Raw genomic sequence first — 16822 nt, forward strand, 5'->3', positions numbered from 1 at the left:
CTGATGTCATATCGCCTCTGCCGTCTCGACCGGCCGCAACATGCGCTCGGGTGGATTGAGCCATGGCTGATCCTTTGAACATTAGACTCGTCGAGGCGCGGGCCTTTGAACGCCCGGTCCGCCTGCGGCTGCCGTTCCGCTTCGGTGCGGCGACCTTGCGCGAGGCGCGGCAGATATTTCTGCGCGTCCGCATCGAGGATGCTGCAGGCCGCTCGACCTACGGTATGGCGGCGGAATTGATGGTGCCGAAATGGTTCGACAAGTCTCCTGAACTTTCCAACGGCGACAATGAAAACCAGCTTCGCCGGTCGCTGACGCTTGCCCTCGATTCGCTTCAGGGGGCGGGGTTGGGTAGCGCCTTCGCGCTCCACGCAGTCGTCGAGACAGAGCATCACAAGCGTGCAGCATCCGAGAGATTGAACGGGCTCGTCGCGTCCTTCGGACTGGCGCTGGCCGACCGGGCCATCATCGATGCCGTCTGCCGCATGGAAGGCATTTCTGTTGCACAGGCGGTTCAGGCGAATCGTTTTGGCATTGATATCTCTACCGCTCCCGATCTTACAGGCTTCGATCTGTCGATGTTCCTGTCCAGCCTACAGCCATCCAGTCATATTGCTGCCCGTCACACCGTCGGCTTGGTCGATGCGATCGCCACGGGCGATATTGCCGAGGAAGATCGGCTCAATGACGGTTTGCCCGAAAGCCTGGAGCAGGCGATCGACGCCTATGGCCTGACCTTCTTCAAGGTGAAGGTCTCGGGCGATCCAGTTGCCGATATCGATCGGCTTTGCCGCATCGCTGCGCTCATCGATTCCAAGGTGCCGGACTATTCGGTGACGCTCGATGGCAATGAACAGTTCTCGTCCGCAGAGGCCGTCGCGGACTTGCTGATGCGCATCAAGGCAGAGCCGCGGCTTGCTCGTTTTGCCGCCTCCATTCTCTTCGTTGAACAGCCGATCGCCCGCGCTCACGCTTTCGAAAAGCCGGTTTCGGCGCTCGCCGCCTTCAAGCCGGTCGAGATCGATGAATCTGACGCCACGATGGATGCCTTCATCACTGCGCGGGGACTTGGCTATGACGGCATCTCGTCGAAATCCTGCAAGGGCTTTTATCGCTCGCTGCTGAACCGCGCTCGGGTCGCGAAGTGGAGTGCGGAGGATGGCCGCGCCTATTTCATGTCGGGCGAGGACCTGACCACACAGGCGGGTCTTGCCGTGCAGCAGGATCTCGCGCTCGCGGCTTTGATTGGCATGACCCATATCGAGCGCAACGGCCACCATTATGTCGACGGCATGGCCGGCGCTCCGCTTGCCGAGCAGGCAGCTTTCGCGGCCGGACATTCCGACCTTTACCGTCTCCGTGACGGCCGTGCGCGTCTTGCCATCGAGGGCGGACGCATCGCGATCGGCTCGGTCATCGGTGCGATCGGTCTCGGCTCGTCCGTTGAGCCGGACTGGAGTGCCATGGAGCCTTCGCCGATCGCGCCGAAAGCCTGACATTTTGTGTTGAATGGTTCAGGACGGGAGCCGACGCGCCGTCCATCTCTGGAGGAGAGATATGCAGTCGTCATCAAGGAAACGATATGCGCTGGTCGGCGCGGGCAACCGCGGCACGACCATGTGGGGCAAGGATCTGATCGAAGGGTGGGGCAATGAGGTCGAGCTCGTGGCCGTCTGTGACCTCAACCGGATGCGCGCCGAAAGGGCACTCGAATATATCGGCGTCAGAGCGCCCATCTACACGGATTTCGACGAATTGTTGCGGGTCGAGCGGCCGGATCTGGTCATCGTCTGCACCCGCGATTCCACCCATGACGACCTGATCGTCAAGGCGATGGAAGCGGGCGCCAATGTCATCAGTGAAAAGCCGATGACGACGACGGTCGACAAGATCAAGCGCATCCTCGAGGCCGAGAAGCGCACGGGCAAGAGGCTCGACGTTTCCTTCAACTACCGCTTCGCGCCGACGGCGGCAAAGATCAAGGAATTGCTGAATTCGGGCGTCATCGGAGACGTCACCTCGGTCGACTTTCACTGGTATCTTGATACCAGCCACGGCGCGGATTATTTCCGCCGCTGGCATGCCTTCGTCGAAAATTCCGGCAGCCTCTTCGTTCACAAGGCGACCCATCATTTCGATCTCCTGAACTGGTATCTGGATTCCGATCCGCAGACGGTCTCGGCTTTCGCCGATCTCAAGCATTACGGCCGCAACGGGCCTTTCCGCGGCGAGCGCTGTCGCACCTGTCCGCACAGGGGCGAGTGCGACTATTTTCTCGATATCAGCAAGGTGCCGCTGCTCCAGAGCCTTTACGAGGTTCCCTCGTCGGAGGACGGCTATGTCCGCGATGCCTGTGTGTTCCGCGAGAGCATCGACATTCCCGATACGATGGTGGCCTCTATCCGTTATCAGAACGGCGTGCAGGTCTCCTATTCGTTGAATACCTATATGCCGATCGAAGGGCACCACATTGCCTTCAATGGTCACAAGGGCCGTATCGAGCTGCGACAATACGAGGCGCAGCCCTGGACTATGCCGCCTGCCGACGAGATCGTCGTCATGAAGAATTTCGACGGAGTCGAGCGTATCTGGGTGCCTTACTCTTCGGGTGGCCATTATGGCGGCGACGACCGGCTGCGCAACATGCTCCTGAAAACCGGGCCGAACGACGAACTCAGGCAGCGTGCAGGATCGCGGGCAGGGGCCATGTCTGTTCTCTGTGGCATCGCGGCACTGAAAAGCAGCCGCACAGGCACACCCGTCTCCATTGCGGACATATGGGGTGACGACAACGGCCTCAACCTCTTGGATACGCGGCTTTAGAGTCGCGTCGTCCGCTTATTCACATTCCGGCAATTGATTGGCGTAGAGTGCGGCCATGCCGGCGACGCGCCTTGCCGTCGCCTGCAGGCTGGCATTGCCGCGCCAGCTACCTTGCGCATAGGCCTTGGGGCCAACGTAGTATGCGATGTAGAGGCTGTAGGCGTCGTTCAGCGCAATGCCGTTCTGCAGGTGGCTCTGCTCATGGTACCAGCCAATGAAGTCGATCGCGTCGACGAAGTTCGATCGCCGTGCGCCCCAGTGGCCGGTTTCCCGCTGGTATTTGTCCCATGTACCATCGAGCGCCTGCGAGTAGCCGTAGGCGGTTGAAGGACGCGTCCAGGGAATGAAGCCGAGCAGCTTCGTCCGGGGTGGCCGCGCATAGGGGCTGAAGCCCGATTCCGCATAGACCGTCGCCATCAGAATGGGCACGGGGACACCATATTCCCGCTGGGTGTTCTCCGCCGCCCGGCGCCAATTATTGAACCAGCCATCGCGCTGATCGAAGATCGCGCAGACGTTTCTCGTCTGATGAGGAGCCGTCGCGCAGCCGGCCAAAAGCGCCAAGGCGACGATAAAGACGGTACGGGTACGCATTACAAACCTCTCTTTCGAGAGATTACTAAGTCATGAACGTTAAAAACGGGTTTTTAGACAATCCCAAATCTAAGCATGTGTCTTTTGGTAGGCTGGTTCATGCCATATGCTGAAGATCCTGCCGATGAACCCGATAAAGCAGGGGTTTTCCTTCTATGAAGCGGCAGACCTCATCGACGGCCATCTCGCCGAGCCGCGTTCTCTCCAATCCGACAGCGCCGGCGATATGGGGCGTCAGAAAGACGTTGGGCAGATCGTAGAAAGGCGAGGCGGCGTCCGGTATTTCCGGATCGGTCACGTCGATCACGGCATCGATGCGTCCGGACTTGAGCACGTCGATCAGTGCGGCTTCGTCCACGAGCGCGCCGCGCGCGGTGTTGATCAGAGTTGCCCCGGCCTTCATCAGCGACAGGCGTCGGGCATCGATCATGTGCCGCGTTGCGGGCAGGGATGGTGCATGAATGGAGACGATATCGGCTGTAGCTATCAGCGCATCGAGATCGAGTTTTTCGACGCCCAATTGCTGCGCCTCGCTGTCGTCCATAATGGGATCGTAGACGATCACGCGATAGTCGAAGGGCCGGAGCAGTTCGATCACCCGCCGCCCGATCCGCGAAGCGCCGACGATACCGACGATCCGCCGGTAGTTGCCGATGGCTTCCGCTTGCATCGGCATCGTGCGCGCACGGCTACGGTCTGCGACATAGAGATTGCGGAAGCGGAAGACTTTCTTGCCGGCGAAGATGATGGCGGCGAGGGTGAGTTCTGCGACGGGCACGGCATTGGCCTGTGCGGCGTGGCTGACCGCTATGCCGACATCGAATACGCCGTCGTCGATCAGTCCTTTGACCGTGCCGGCCGCATGAACGATGAGCTTCAGATGTGGAGCGCGGGAGAGCTCGCCGGCATCGATTGGCGGCGCTCCCCAGCCGGTGACAAGGATTTCCGCTTCGGCCAATAGCCGCCGGGACCGTTCGTCATCGAAGCGCACCATCGGCGCGACATCGAGAAGGCGTCCGATCCCGGCCAGCTTTTCAAGAAGGAGCGGCGTCAGCACATGCTGGGTGCGGCTCGGCTGCATGGCAAGGGCGATGGTGGGTCTGATCACGGCAGTCGGCTCGGTGCTTCGATGGCGCTGATGGTAACGCCGTCCCGCTCGACGAGTGCGCGCAATGCATCGATATCGGGCGTGCCGGGTGCATGGGGCCAAGCGGTGGAAACAGCATTGGGATCGCGCAAAGCAAGAACGGCCGAGATCAAAATCGTCTCGCCCGCAGGGATCTCGGCGCGCAATTGCGGGACCAGTGTCCTTGCGACGATGAGGTTGGTGTTCGGGGGCGCCTTCTGCGCTATGCCTGTCCGTTCGACCGAAGAGCCGAGGTCGAGAATGCCGCTGAAATCCGCTTCACCGACAGCATAGGCAGAGCCTTTGTCCGCGACGAGAGTGTCGGCATTGAAGTCGCGACGCGCTATGGCGAAGCCGCCTTCGGCAGTCTGCAAGGGTCTTGGCGTCACGACACGGTGGGCGCGGATATGCCACTGTGCCGAAGGGATGAGCCATGTTTCTACTGATACATCACTGAAGGGTGACCATTTCGAATAGAGGACATCGCCGGCAAGCCTGGCGTCGCTGTTGGTCTCGCGAACCCGATAGTGCAGGCCGTCGTCACTGAAGGCGAGCATGGAATCGAAGGCGCCGCCGACAAAGGCGCGCTCATCGCTTTCAACGCTGAAACCGTAGCGGGCCGAATAGGCGAATTTGGCATATTTCTCGGAGCCGAACCGCATCTGCAGGTTTTCCTGACCGGAGGAGAGCGCGATGACATCGCCCTTGGTGCGCATCATCACCATGCCGGGATGGCGCTGCGGCGCGACTGTCGCCTCCTCGACCAGCGGCTTTTCTTCCGCGGTCCAGAAGGGATGGTTGCTATCGAGCGCCAATGGGAGGAACGCCTTGAAGGCCCAATAGGGCGAGCCGGCGGAATTGTAGTTCTCCGACATCAATAGGTTCGGGTATCCGTAACCGATCGGCAATGTTCCGTCGCTGTTGGCGATCGGCTTGTCCGACCACCAGCGCAGATGCCGCAGGCAGAGCCCTTTGATTTCACCCCAGGGCAGCGCCTCCAGGTCGGCAAAGGCAAGTGCCGACCAGAAGCCGGCACAGGCGAAGCGATAGGTCAGGCTGCGGCCGAAGGGGATGACGGCGCCATCCTCGGCGAACCAGTTGCGGAAGTCCTTCGCAAAGAGCACGGCGCGTTCGCGGTAGCGCTTCGCATGGTCGTCGTCGATGAGCTTCGAATAGATCAGCCCGTAGAAATGCATGGCGAAGGGAATGTAATGATCGATGCGCCGTACATTGCCGTCACGATACCAGCCGTCGCCGATATAGAAACCGTCGAGTTCGCGGAGATAGGTCTTGGTCAGGCTGCGATCGAAATCCGCGCCGAGGCGATCGAGTGCGATATCGACGAAGATGCGGAAGAATTTCCAGTTGTTGTCGGCATAGTCGAATTGGCGAGCCTGCTTGAGGTAGTTGATGACATTGTCGCGGGCGCGGCGATCGAGCGGCTCCCATATTTTCTCAGGCACGAGGGCAAGCGCAAAGCCGAGAGCGGCGAGTTCGACCATGCGCTGGTCGCGAGTGGCAACGGTGCCCCAATACTCCGGATGCGCGGGATCGGTTCCGTTCGCGATTCCCTCGGCATATTTGTCCCAATGGGCAAATTCGCTTCCGCCGGCTCCAAGCGGGGCGAGGCCCCACAATGGACGGGCAAAGCCTTCCAGATCGGCAGCCGCGCGATCGAAATGAGCAGCAGTCGCATCCAGCCTTACACGGGCATTGCCCTGCGAGAAGTAGGGCAGCAGCGGATCGAAGAGATCTGTCAGCGCGCGCTCCATGTCTTTCCGATTGCGGAGCAGGTTGCCGGAGAGTGGATTGCTGCTGACAGGATCGTACGTCATGGAGTGGCTCTTTCGGGAACGATGGATCAGGTCTCGCTTGGAAGGGTGCCGCCGCTCACCGGCACGACGGCATGGCATATCTGCCGCGTCGGCACGTTCCTGTCGCGGAAGCGGGATATCATCAGGGAGACGGAATCGCGTCCGATCGCGGCCCGGTCCACTCGCATGGTGGAGAGCGGCGGATCGGTCATCAATGCGCAGGGAAGATCGTCGAAACCGACAATGGCGAAATCCTCCGGCACGCGACGGCCTGCCTCTTTGACTGCCTCCAGCACGCCAACGGCGACGAAGTCGTTCATGCAGAATGCCGCCGTGAAGTCGGGGCTTTCCGTCAGCACGGCAGATGTCACGGCATGGGCTTCCGCACTGGCACTTCCCTGAAACGACAGGGGCAGGAGGCGGCTGGTGGCACCTTCGACGGCAGATATGGCCGCGTCGAAGCCGCGCGTGCGCTCGTGGATCGTCTGGCGATGCAAGCCCGTCAGGTGGAGAACGCGGCGATGGCCGGCGGCCAGAATCCGGCTGGTCGCCTCGAATGCGCCAAAGAAATTCGCAGGCGATACGCCATCGAAGCGCATCCTGGGATCCGTGCCGTTGACCAGGACGAGCGGCGTGCCGCTCTCCTCCAGCCAGAGGCGCAGTTCATCCGATGGATCGATGCCGACGAGAAACAGGCCCTCGGCCTTTGCGGTCGACATCTGCTCCCGAACGTTTTCAGGCGTTATCCGCGCCTCGCGAACGAGGCGTATATCGAACGGCATTCCTCGTTCGAGGGCATTGGCCCGCAATCCCTCTACGATGCCTTCGTAGAAGACGCTCAGCCCGCCGGTGGCGCTGTCGCTGGCAATCAGCGCAAGTCCGCCGGGCAATGGTTCGGCAGAGGACTTTACGGGATAGCCGATATCGGCTGCGACCTTGAGGATATGCTGACGGATGACCGCGCTGATGCCGGGTTCGTTGGCAAGGACGCGCGATACCGTCGAGATCGACACGCCCGCTTTTTCGGCGATGTCTGCCTGGCGCAGACGTTTTGAGCGAATTTCATTCATGGCTCGATCCTATGCAAATAATGCAAATTTGCAATAGAAAGATATAATCTTGCAAAAAACTTTCATATTGCATACCCTTTCTCCCATGGACACGATCGGTCGGAGGGCCGTTCCTGTGCAAGGTTTCGCAAGAGAAGGAGGAAACTCATGCGATTGAACCGCCGTTCATTTATGGTTGCATCCGCAGGCGCTGCAGCGGGCCTGGCCTTTGGAGCTACGCAATCCCGATCTGCCTTTGCCGCGGACAATGTCCAGCTTCGCGCGATGTGGTGGGGCGGCAACGACCGCACCAAGCGCACCGTCGATGTCGCCAAGCTGTTCCACGAAAAGAATGCCGACATCGACGTCATCGGCGAAAGCATCAGCGGCGACGGCTACTGGACCAAGCTCGCAACCGAGATGGCGAGCCGCGACATTGCCGACGTCTTCCAGCTCGAGCCGAGCACGATCTCGGATTATTCCAAGCGCGGCGCTTGCCTGGCGCTTGATGAGTTCGTTCCGTCCACCCTGAAGGTCGATGCCTTCGGCAAGGATGTGCTGAAGCTGACGACGGTGGACAACAAACTGTGGGGTATCGGCCTCGGCCTGAATTCCTTCGCACTGTTCTATGACGATGACATGTTCAAGAAGGTCGGCATCAATCCGCCCGGTCCGGATACGACCTGGGATGATTATGCCAAGATCGCCGTCGAGATGACCAAGGCTGCCGGCAAGCGCAGCTATTGGGGCGGGCCATATGGCGCACGCTACAACTATGTCTTCGACGCCTGGCTGCGCCAACGCGGCAAGATGCTCTATACCAACGAGGGCGCACTCGGTTTCGGCGTAGACGACGCTAAGGAGTGGTATTCCTACTGGGAGGACCTGCGCCAGAAGGGCGGCACTGTCTCCGCTGATGTTCAGACGCTCGACCAGAACGTCATCGAGAGCAATTGCCTGGCGCTCGGCAAGTCGGCAATGGGCATGGCCTATTCCAACCAGCTGGTCGGATATCAGCTGGTCGTGAAGGACAAGCTTGCCGTCACCATGTTGCCGCGCGAGAAGAAAGGCGGGCCGTCCGGCCATTACTATCGTCCCGCGCTGATCTGGAGCGTTGGTGCGACGACGCAGCATGGCGAACAGGCGGCAAAATTCATCGACTTCTTCGTCAACGACGTGGAGGCCGGCAAGATCCTCGGCGTCGAGCGCGGCGTTCCGATGTCGCCTGCGGTTCGTCAGGCGATTCTTCCCGGTCTCAACCCGACGGAACAGGCGACCGTCAAATATGTGGAGCTTCTGAAGGATCAGGTCGGCGACTACCCGCCGCCGGCGCCGCTCGGATCGACGGAATTCGACCAGAAGGTCATGCGGCCGATCGCCGACCAGCTTGCCTTCGGCAAGATTACCGTTGCCGAGGCCGCAGAGAAGCTCGTATCGCAGGGTAAGACGACAATCAAAGCCGGCTAATGTTTTGCAGGCAGGCAGCGCATTTGCCGCCTGTTTCTGCCCGGTAACCTTTCTCCTTGCCTTCGGCATGGGGTTCTTGGCAAACCCGCTTGCGTCGATGAGACCGCGCTCTTTGGCGCGGCGAGGGCGGAGCGTGCCGGCATCCTCCGATCTTCCGGCAAGTCGAGCAATCGAGGGGCGGATAAGTTTTTCCTCGCATTTTAGGGTGATCTTCGCCATATGAGCGGCAAGATGCTGCACGCGGCCTTTAATGGTGAGACCTGAGGTAAGAGTAAGACGATGATTTCCGGGCGTCCTGTTTTCGCCGTTGCTCCCATGATCGACTGGACCGATCGGCACTGCCGCTTCTTTCACCGGCAGATCAGCCGTAATGCGCTGCTCTATACCGAAATGGTGGTGGCCGACGCGATCATTCATGGGCCGCGGGATCGTCTGCTTGGCCATGATGCAGCGGAACATCCTGTTGCGCTGCAGCTTGGCGGATCGGATCCGGCAAAGCTTGCCGAGGCGGTGCGGATCGCCGAGCCCTATCGCTACGACGAGATCAACCTCAATGTCGGCTGCCCCTCGGACCGCGTGCAGTCCGGGACCTTCGGCGCCTGCCTGATGCAGACGCCTGATGTCGTGGCGGCAAGCGTTGCGGCGATGAAGGCGGTCGCAACCGTGCCGGTCACAGTCAAATGCCGCATCGGCGTCGACGATCAGGAGCCGGAAGAGGTGCTGCCCGACTTCATCGCCCGAGTCATCGACGCCGGCGCGGACGTGGTCTGGGTGCATGCGCGCAAGGCCTGGCTGAAAGGCCTGTCGCCCAAGGAGAATCGCGAGATCCCGCCGCTCGATTACGATATCGTCTATCGCATGAAGCAGCGCTGGCCGGATGTCTTCATCGGCATCAACGGCGGCATCCAGACGCTTGATGAGGCCGAGGCGCATCTGCGCCATGTCGACGGCGTCATGCTCGGCCGTGCGGCCTACCAGAACGCCGCCATCCTTGCCGACGTCGACCGCCGCTTCTATGGCGCGCCGGCGGCCGCGCCGGACTGGAACGCCCTGCGCGACGCGATGATGGCCTATGCGGCCGATCATATCGGCAATGGCGGCAGGCTGCAGCATGTCGCACGCCATATGGTTGGCCTGTTTAGCGGCCTTCCCGGCGCGCGGCGCTATCGCCAGATTCTCTCCACCGACGCTACGAAGAACGGGGCAGGGCCTGAAGTGATCGCCGCCGCCTTCGCCGCAGTAGAAACCGCAGCGCTGGAGCGCGAGGCGATCAGCGCCTAAGGCGCTCTTGCACGTTTACCCGAACCCGTAAAAAACATCCGATGCGATACCCTCCGTCGTTTCGGGCATTATCTCATGTTCGGAAGGGGCGGGGACGGGCGGTTGCCCGTTATTCCTCACAACGCAAAACGGCGCGCCTTGCGGCACGCCGTTTCGAAACTTTGGCTTCGCTATGAGGCGAAAGGCTTAGGCCTGGATGTTGACGGCCTTCGGGCCCTTGCCCATGCGATCCGGCTCGGTGTCGAAGGTAACCTGCTGGCCTTCGCGCAGCGTCTGGATACCAGAAGCCTGGAGAGCGGAAATGTGGACGAATACGTCCTTAGCGCCGCCGTCCGGAGTGATGAAACCAAAACCCTTGTCCTGGTTGAAGAATTTTACGGTGCCCTTGGTGGCCATGGGAGAAGTCCTTTGTCCCTTTGTCAGTTCAGTATCCGCACCCTCGAGAGGAGGCGGACGGCTTACCCTTCACACAGACGTGCGAAGGCTCAGTCGAGAAGTCACGTACGGGGAAAGAACGTCTACGCAGAAGGGGAAATCCCCCGGGGCCGCTGCCTCGCGCACGCGGCATTGCCACATCAGTCCAGTCACCGGCATGCAAATGCCCGAGGCCGCTATCGGTGACAGCATTTTCGGAAAAAAGCAAGCGGCAATATTATGGCACAGCGATAAACGTCGCGGATAGCCCTCGAAAATCAAGGGTTTGATGAAAAGTACCACATCCGGGCGAGGGATCGTACCAAATTTAGACGGTTGCCCGATCCAAAGCGGGACACACTCCCATCCGACAACCATAGATCAATGCTGCGGCTTTATCGATTCACCATGCGGTGATGTGACGGCAGACATATCGCCCAAAAGAGCGATGTCAATGCGTCAAGGTCAATGCGCCAAGTCCTCGGCCATCTTCAGGTGTTCCTGGAGCGTCGGCAGGGTCTGCTTGGCGAGCTGCGGCACCGGACGGTCGCCTTCGCCGGCCTTTTCCTGGAATTCCGATATCGCCTGCTTATGGCCAGCGATCATGAATTGCGCGAATTCCTTGTCGAAATCCGTGCCGGTAAGGCCCTGCAGCTTCTTCTGTTCCTTCACGGCGTCCGGCGGCAGGCCTTCCATCGATTTGACCTGCAAAGCGGGCGCCAGCGCCGCGGCGGCATCCTTGCCCTTCTGGTGATCCGTGACCAGCGTCTGGCCATATTTGCGCACGTTGTCGGTGCTGCCCTTCTGGACCGCGAGCTGGCCGAGCGCGATCTCGGCATTGTCGGTCTTGATGGCGTCGCTCAGAAATTCCTTGTCGCTCTTTGCCAGCGCCTCTGATGCGATCAGGCAGCCTATCAGAATGGCGGTACCCGCCAGCACGATCGTCGTCCTCTTCATGGGAACACCTCGCTTTCGGATTTCCCTTGTTTTTCTTCAACCTCGGATTTCTGATTCAAACCGCAGAAAACTTCCTTTGTTCCCTCGATCTAGGGCGTTTTGCGCCGGATCGAAGGCTTCTCTCGAACATGTTACGACAGACTGGCTGACAGGGGAAATTCGCGCTTTCACGGTGCGCGCCGAGGTGCCCCGGTTTCACTTCCATTACTAAATCGTAACGTTCGAATTAACCTCTCGTTAATCGCGCCTGCCTTCAAATGGCCATCGTTCGTTCCAGCCGGTCTGTCCCACGACCGCGTTCATTTCCCTCACAATCGGCAGGAAAAATCATGTCCGTGAAGCCTATAGCCATTGCCTTTTCGCTCCTCCTTTCCAGCGCTTCGATCGCCGCTGCCGCGCAACCGACGCGGATCAACGAGTTCGACGACTGGGGCGTCTATTCCTATGCATCGAAACAGGGGACCGTGTGCTACGCGCTTTCCATGCCGAAGCAGATGAAGCCGGAGGGAATCGACCATGGGCGCAATTTCTTCATCGTGTCCCCCGGCGGTGACGGCGGCTCGGCCTATGTGCCCGAAGCAATCATGGGCTATCCGCTGAAAGCCGGCTCGGCTGTCAACATCACCATCGGCGACGACAAGTTCGTGATGTTCACCAAGGACAACGCCGCCTGGGTTCAGAAAGAAGGTGAGGAGCCGCAGATGGTCAGCGCCATGCAGGGCGGCAGCGACATGCTTGTCGAGGCGACCTCGAAGCGGGGAACGTCCACAAGCTATTCCTATTCGCTCTCTGGCATCACGGCGGCGCTGAAACAGGTCGCCAAGTGCAATTGAGCCGGGCCTGACATGTCTGAAATGAAGGCGAAGGGCCGGCGGCGCGGCCGCTTCGGCCCTGTTTTCGGCGGGCTGGCGGCGGTCTTCGCAGCCGTGGCGATCTATTCCATCGCCATGTCGAAGCCTGTCCTGTCGAACCCGGTTGAGAGCAAGCCGGGACAGGCGCCGCTTGCCGCCGGCTTCCAGCGGGGGCGCGAGACCGGCCTGCCCGTGCCGCGCTTCGTCTCGCTGAAATCGCGGCAGGCGCGCATGCGCGTCGGGCCGTCGCTCGATTACGCCACCAAGTGGATCTACACCGCCCAGGGCCTGCCCATGGAGATCACCGAGGAATACGGCCACTGGCGGCGCGTGCGCGATTATGCCGGCACGTCCGGCTGGATGTATGGCGCGCTGCTTTCCGGCCACCGCAGCGGCGTGATCGGCCCGTGGCTGAAGGCGACGGCGCCGCTCAGGACCGAAGCGGAAGTATCCGCCGCCGAGATCGCCGCGCTCGAGGCCCGCGTTCGGCTGACCATATCCTCCTGCGACGGCAAATGGTGCCACGTAAAGCTGCAGAAACACGATCTGTCCGGCTATGTCAGGCAAGGCGAGATCTGGGGCGTCTATCCCGCCGAAGTGGTGAAGTAGGATGCCGGTGTTCCGGGGCAAACGGGTCTCCGGCAGCTCGGTCAGGCGGCAATGCCGCTCGGTCCCGTCGATCATCGGTCAGGCGCTATAAGGGGCTATCGCTTCTTTCCGGCATCGGCGGCCTCCCGCCAGCGCCGGCGCAGATAGCCTATGCGCGGGCTCTTGCGATCGGCGATCGCCAGGACCAGTTCCTCGCAGACATGATCGACTTCGGTCCGCCGCGTGATGGGGACCGGTTGATGCGGGCTGTAAAAATGCAGCGCTTGCCCGAGCAATTCGACATAGGCCGCGTGCTCCTGTTCCGTCAGATTGCGAAGGCAGGCCGGACTTTTGTCCTGGGTAACGATAAAGCCACAACGGCCGTTGCGGCGGCAACGGCGCCTGAAGCAGCGCAGTTGCGGAACGGCCATCATCTCCGCGACGCGCTTCTCCAGCCAGCGGAAGCGATCGAGGTCGATCTTCCACCAGCGCAGTATCTGCTCGTCCCACTCGTTGCGGGGACAGCCGGGGGCGAACATGGCGCGTTCGATCCGTTCGTGCTGTGGGTTGCTCATGTCCTGTCTCCTGAAGCCTGGGCTCTGGTTTCGAATGCGGGCATGGCGAAGCGGCCACGCGGGCCGTTCGGTCCCCATGTCGTCGTCGGTCTTTTCTACCGGCAGAGCCGGGCAGTCTCGGACGGGGCGCTGAAAGCTGCCTCGTTAATAGGTAAAAAAGTGGCACCTCTCAGCGCCCCGTTCGGCGTTTTATGCCCGCAACTCCGGTCTCTCTGCGACTTCCGTTTGATCCGGACGATTGGCCGGACGGAAACCATGTGTGCCGCACAGGCACGCCCGGAGCGAAACCCGAAGAGTTTCCCCTTCGCCGTCTCCGGAGGGAGACCATTTTCTGCGGACCCGGAGCATGAGGCTTTGCGTCTTCCCCTCACGACCCGCGCCGGTCCCGCCTCACTGCCACGCCTGGCAGCGTATCCGAGGACGGAACGACAGGGATTATAGGGGAGGTGGCGGGGAGCGGGGAAAAGCGAGTGGTGATTTTCGCCCAAGTCGCTGGCGTTCTTCACTGGAGGACGACAGTTCATCCTCTTCCGTCATTCCCGGGCTTGTCCCAGGAAACTGCCACGTCTCAACCAGTTCGATGGTTACAGATACTCGGGACAGGCCCGAGCATGACGCCGCGCCCGGGGCGACCGGCACTGCCTGACGTGAGGCTGCTCAAGCTCTCAGTCTACGGTCCAGCAGACTCCACCCTCAGGCGGATTTGGCAACCGCGCTTCCGGCCATGGCCGGCGCGCCGTGCGCCGGAGCGACGCCGGACAGTCTCGACTGCACGAAGTCGACGCTGCCGCGCACATGGATGACAGCCGGCTGGCCGTTATGCCCCGCCACAGCGAAAGCGATGATCGAGACATCGGGTTCGAAGGCCGTGACATAGATGACCTGGGCCGGATTGACGTAGACGGCCTGGTTGTTGGTGCTCTTGAACCCGATCATCGCCATGCAGTGAGTCTCCGTATGCTTAGGCTTTGTTTGCTGGGAGATATGGCAGGGATTGGTTGATGGAGGGTTAGCGGGGAGTGCGAAGGGTTGGGGGGTGATTTTGAGTGGGGTGATCGCTTGGAGAAGCGATGGTGCTACGCGAGGCAAAAAACCTGATTTCTGGCGTTTTAAAGTTGTGCAATATGGCGTAATAAGCAATTATAAGTATTAATTTTATGGAACGGGTTTGCCTTATATGGCTGGTCGCGGACAGCATTTCATCCCCCGGCACTTTCAGAAGCCGTTTGTATTTTCCGAAACCAAAGATCAGCTATGGATGTATCGTCGTGGAAAGGACAAAGCGATACCTGTCGCTCGCGGTGACGCGGGTAAGGAGCACGATTTTTACTCTTCTCCGTCGGCAGCTGGCGATGTAACTCTTGATGATCTGATCACCAATTACGAACATAAAATATTTCCGCTTGTAGACCATCTGCGAAGCCTGCCTATTGGCTCAGGTATAGAGGCGGATATAGCGTCTGAGATTGTGGTTCATTTCTTTTTTAGGTCGCAATATTTAAGGAAGTCCGTCTCTGAAATGTGGAGCGGTCTAGCTGATACTATGTACGTGCTTGCGACTGACCCCGCGTCTGTCGTCGGATCTAATCGGCTTCCAGCCCATAGGCCGCCCGCGGCAATTGCATCCGCGATTCATGAGCAGGTGTTGCTTAATAAACTGGACGAATCGACGGGCGTCAGTTCGGAAACTCTGGTTCGAATAATATATATGGGTCTCAGAGAGCAGCTTGATCAAATTACAAAAGATGCTCGGGAGGCAATATCACTCGCGATATCCCAATTTAGCATTGGAGCCGAGAAAAAAATACGCGATTCCCATAGAGATATTCTTCTTAATTCACTGGCTCCTCCCAAAAGGATAGCGCAATTGCGTGAACTTAGATGGGAGATAGTTGCGCATGCGGAGTCTGCAGCAATTCTACCTGACTGCATTTGTATTGCCGCCACTTCCGAAGGTCCTTGGCAATCGCTCCTATTCGTTGATGACGATGTTGCTATGGTCGCAATGCCGCTAACGCCCAACGCGCTGTTGGTTGGCAAAAAGACGGCGGACCAAACCTTTGAGGTCAGTGAATTTAATTCGTTAGCAGCAAGATCTTGTTTTGAATTCTTTTTGTCGAAGGAGGAGGTGGCCCTAGAGGGCATTTTACAAGCGGACCTCGGGCAAGTTGTTCGAACTGAGATCAACAAAGCGGTATCTGAAAAAATTCTTGAAGTTATTGGTGAATATTTACGCGCGCCGCTGTCAGAACAAGCGCTTGAACTAAACAAGATTCAGAAGAAACCCGCGACCGAAGACTCATATAATATTCAGCTAATGTTGTATGATTTCGGAGATGAAGAGCTCGCCAAGAGATTGGCAGAGGCAGTGAAAGAGATCGTACTTAGTGCGGATTTGGGTGTGGCATATAGTGTACTTGATGGCTTCACGTTCGCTAATGATTACGAAGGTGCAATAGGATCGTTAGATAGGGGCTATGAACCAACGCAGGAATTGAAGTCGACATATTCTCCGCTGGGGATCGGAGTTGCCATGCCAATCACTGTCAAAAGTGAAGGCGCCCTTAAGACTCGGTTTATTCTTAGAGGTTTTTTGGCTGATGCTATCTTAACGGACGTAGAAGACGACCGCAGAGCCGCTGTTAACACAGTTTTTTATCTTCTGAATGGGTTGGTATTAGACTATTTGGAACGAACTCGCTTCTCGGGTTGGATGCTTGAAAAACTTCAAGCGTCTATCGATGACTATTTCTATGCTAGGGCACGTAAAATCTTTGATATTTATTACTGCACGAGGCGCTCGACTTTATCTCTGGACGATGCGTCAATGCATATTGAGGACTTTCAAAATCATCTTCCCAACATTCTTTCAGATTGTACTGAGAAGCGTCGCTCCTACCGCGTGGATTCGGACCTTGATGGGTTCCTTACGCTGGCATTTGAACAGGTTGAATTAATTCTGGCTCATGTAGCTCGAATCTTAGGGGCCTTTGCGGGTGTCAATGGAACGCGCTCCATCCCTCCTGAGATTGACCAACTACTTCGCCCTTATCAAATGAATGACTGGTTATGTTTGTTTGCGGCTGATCTTTCCGCCTTCTATGAAAATTTAGATGTATGGGAAAATTTTGAGGAAATATTCTTTGTAAATCGGCATTTTGAGCGTTGGCTTTTGGCTGTCGGAGTTATTATTCAAGATCTGGGTAATGGGCAATTTTATGCACACATTCCATTGGGAATTGATGCGGAATATTTAGTACAGCTTGAAACCGCGACTTGATCT

15 protein-coding genes are annotated in these 16822 nt (G+C 58.8%); 7 read left to right on the top strand and 8 right to left on the bottom strand.

Annotated elements, in window-relative coordinates; genetic code table 11:
• Positions 1-62 precede the first annotated feature (62 nt).
• Both EV561_RS19875 and EV561_RS19880 read left to right on the top strand, forming a co-directional pair.
• Positions 63-1496: a mandelate racemase gene (locus EV561_RS19875; RefSeq protein WP_132524040.1), complete on the top strand. Its 1434-nt coding sequence runs from the start codon at positions 63-65 to the stop codon at positions 1494-1496.
• A 61-nt stretch (positions 1497-1557) separates the two neighbouring features.
• A complete protein-coding gene (locus tag EV561_RS19880; protein ID WP_132524041.1) occupies positions 1558-2823 on the top strand; it encodes a Gfo/Idh/MocA family oxidoreductase in 1266 nt (421 codons plus the stop codon).
• Between the two features lie 15 nt (positions 2824-2838).
• Here EV561_RS19880 and EV561_RS19885 read toward each other — a convergent pair whose 3' ends face one another.
• From EV561_RS19885 to EV561_RS19900, 4 genes are all read right to left on the bottom strand, one after another.
• Complete coding sequence (locus EV561_RS19885) at positions 2839-3417, bottom strand: hypothetical protein (RefSeq protein WP_132524042.1); 579 nt, start codon at positions 3415-3417, stop codon at positions 2839-2841.
• A 97-nt stretch (positions 3418-3514) separates the two neighbouring features.
• A complete protein-coding gene (locus EV561_RS19890; RefSeq protein WP_165927862.1) occupies positions 3515-4525 on the bottom strand; it encodes a hydroxyacid dehydrogenase in 1011 nt (336 codons plus the stop codon).
• Positions 4522-6378 carry a DUF2264 domain-containing protein gene (locus tag EV561_RS19895; protein WP_132524043.1) on the bottom strand — a complete coding sequence of 619 codons (1857 nt, stop codon included), beginning with the start codon at positions 6376-6378 and terminating at the stop codon, positions 4522-4524. Before EV561_RS19895 ends, EV561_RS19890 begins: the two co-directional genes overlap by 4 nt.
• 26 nt (positions 6379-6404) lie before the next feature.
• A complete protein-coding gene (locus EV561_RS19900; protein ID WP_132524044.1) occupies positions 6405-7427 on the bottom strand; it encodes a LacI family DNA-binding transcriptional regulator in 1023 nt (340 codons plus the stop codon).
• Positions 7428-7574: 147 nt separating this feature from the next.
• Between EV561_RS19900 and EV561_RS19905 the strand changes: the two genes are divergently transcribed.
• Both EV561_RS19905 and dusA read left to right on the top strand, forming a co-directional pair.
• Positions 7575-8873, top strand: a complete 1299-nt coding sequence (locus tag EV561_RS19905) for an extracellular solute-binding protein (RefSeq protein WP_132524045.1) — start codon at positions 7575-7577, stop codon at positions 8871-8873.
• A 279-nt stretch (positions 8874-9152) separates the two neighbouring features.
• Positions 9153-10154, top strand: coding sequence for a tRNA dihydrouridine(20/20a) synthase DusA (gene dusA, locus EV561_RS19910; RefSeq protein WP_132524046.1), 1002 nt, complete (start codon positions 9153-9155; stop codon positions 10152-10154).
• Positions 10155-10340: 186 nt separating this feature from the next.
• Here dusA and EV561_RS19915 read toward each other — a convergent pair whose 3' ends face one another.
• Positions 10341-10550: a cold-shock protein gene (locus tag EV561_RS19915; RefSeq protein WP_132524047.1), complete on the bottom strand. Its 210-nt coding sequence runs from the start codon at positions 10548-10550 to the stop codon at positions 10341-10343.
• A gap of 483 nt (positions 10551-11033) precedes the next feature.
• On the bottom strand, positions 11034-11525 hold the full coding sequence (locus EV561_RS19920; RefSeq protein ID WP_132524048.1) for a DUF4142 domain-containing protein: 492 nt from the start codon (positions 11523-11525) through the stop codon (positions 11034-11036).
• A 329-nt stretch (positions 11526-11854) separates the two neighbouring features.
• On the opposite strand from EV561_RS19920, the gene EV561_RS19925 reads away from it, so the two are divergent.
• Both EV561_RS19925 and EV561_RS19930 read left to right on the top strand, forming a co-directional pair.
• Positions 11855-12358 (top strand): invasion associated locus B family protein, encoded by a 504-nt coding sequence (locus EV561_RS19925; protein ID WP_165927863.1) that lies wholly within the window; start codon positions 11855-11857, stop codon positions 12356-12358.
• Positions 12359-12370: 12 nt separating this feature from the next.
• On the top strand, positions 12371-12985 hold the full coding sequence (locus EV561_RS19930; protein WP_245512764.1) for an SH3 domain-containing protein: 615 nt from the start codon (positions 12371-12373) through the stop codon (positions 12983-12985).
• Positions 12986-13080: 95 nt separating this feature from the next.
• Here the strand turns inward: EV561_RS19930 and EV561_RS19935 are convergent, their stop codons facing one another.
• Positions 13081-13539 (bottom strand): hypothetical protein, encoded by a 459-nt coding sequence (locus EV561_RS19935; RefSeq protein ID WP_132524049.1) that lies wholly within the window; start codon positions 13537-13539, stop codon positions 13081-13083.
• A 693-nt stretch (positions 13540-14232) separates the two neighbouring features.
• Positions 14233-14481, bottom strand: a complete 249-nt coding sequence (locus EV561_RS19940) for a hypothetical protein (protein ID WP_132524050.1) — start codon at positions 14479-14481, stop codon at positions 14233-14235.
• Positions 14482-14716: 235 nt separating this feature from the next.
• Here EV561_RS19940 and EV561_RS19945 point away from each other — a divergent pair, with 235 nt between their 5' ends.
• On the top strand, positions 14717-16819 hold the full coding sequence (locus tag EV561_RS19945) for a DUF4238 domain-containing protein (RefSeq protein WP_132524051.1): 2103 nt from the start codon (positions 14717-14719) through the stop codon (positions 16817-16819).
• The last annotated feature ends 3 nt before the right edge of the window (positions 16820-16822 follow it).

Origin of the sequence: Rhizobium sp. BK376 (assembly GCF_004341625.1) — a bacterium.
In the GTDB taxonomy this organism is placed as follows: Bacteria; Pseudomonadota; Alphaproteobacteria; order Rhizobiales; family Rhizobiaceae; genus Rhizobium.

Coding starts and splice junctions, on each gene's coding strand:
- EV561_RS19875 (WP_132524040.1), top strand. CDS start 63: ATGGCTGATCCTTTGAACATTAGACTCGTCGAGGCGCGGGCCTTTGAA.
- EV561_RS19880 (WP_132524041.1), top strand. CDS start 1,558: ATGCAGTCGTCATCAAGGAAACGATATGCGCTGGTCGGCGCGGGCAAC.
- EV561_RS19885 (WP_132524042.1), bottom strand. CDS start 3,417: ATGCGTACCCGTACCGTCTTTATCGTCGCCTTGGCGCTTTTGGCCGGC.
- EV561_RS19895 (WP_132524043.1), bottom strand. CDS start 6,378: ATGACGTACGATCCTGTCAGCAGCAATCCACTCTCCGGCAACCTGCTC.
- EV561_RS19900 (WP_132524044.1), bottom strand. CDS start 7,427: ATGAATGAAATTCGCTCAAAACGTCTGCGCCAGGCAGACATCGCCGAA.
- EV561_RS19905 (WP_132524045.1), top strand. CDS start 7,575: ATGCGATTGAACCGCCGTTCATTTATGGTTGCATCCGCAGGCGCTGCA.
- dusA (WP_132524046.1), top strand. CDS start 9,153: ATGATTTCCGGGCGTCCTGTTTTCGCCGTTGCTCCCATGATCGACTGG.
- EV561_RS19915 (WP_132524047.1), bottom strand. CDS start 10,550: ATGGCCACCAAGGGCACCGTAAAATTCTTCAACCAGGACAAGGGTTTT.
- EV561_RS19920 (WP_132524048.1), bottom strand. CDS start 11,525: ATGAAGAGGACGACGATCGTGCTGGCGGGTACCGCCATTCTGATAGGC.
- EV561_RS19925 (WP_165927863.1), top strand. CDS start 11,855: ATGTCCGTGAAGCCTATAGCCATTGCCTTTTCGCTCCTCCTTTCCAGC.
- EV561_RS19930 (WP_245512764.1), top strand. CDS start 12,371: ATGTCTGAAATGAAGGCGAAGGGCCGGCGGCGCGGCCGCTTCGGCCCT.
- EV561_RS19935 (WP_132524049.1), bottom strand. CDS start 13,539: ATGAGCAACCCACAGCACGAACGGATCGAACGCGCCATGTTCGCCCCC.
- EV561_RS19940 (WP_132524050.1), bottom strand. CDS start 14,481: ATGGCGATGATCGGGTTCAAGAGCACCAACAACCAGGCCGTCTACGTC.
- EV561_RS19945 (WP_132524051.1), top strand. CDS start 14,717: ATGGCTGGTCGCGGACAGCATTTCATCCCCCGGCACTTTCAGAAGCCG.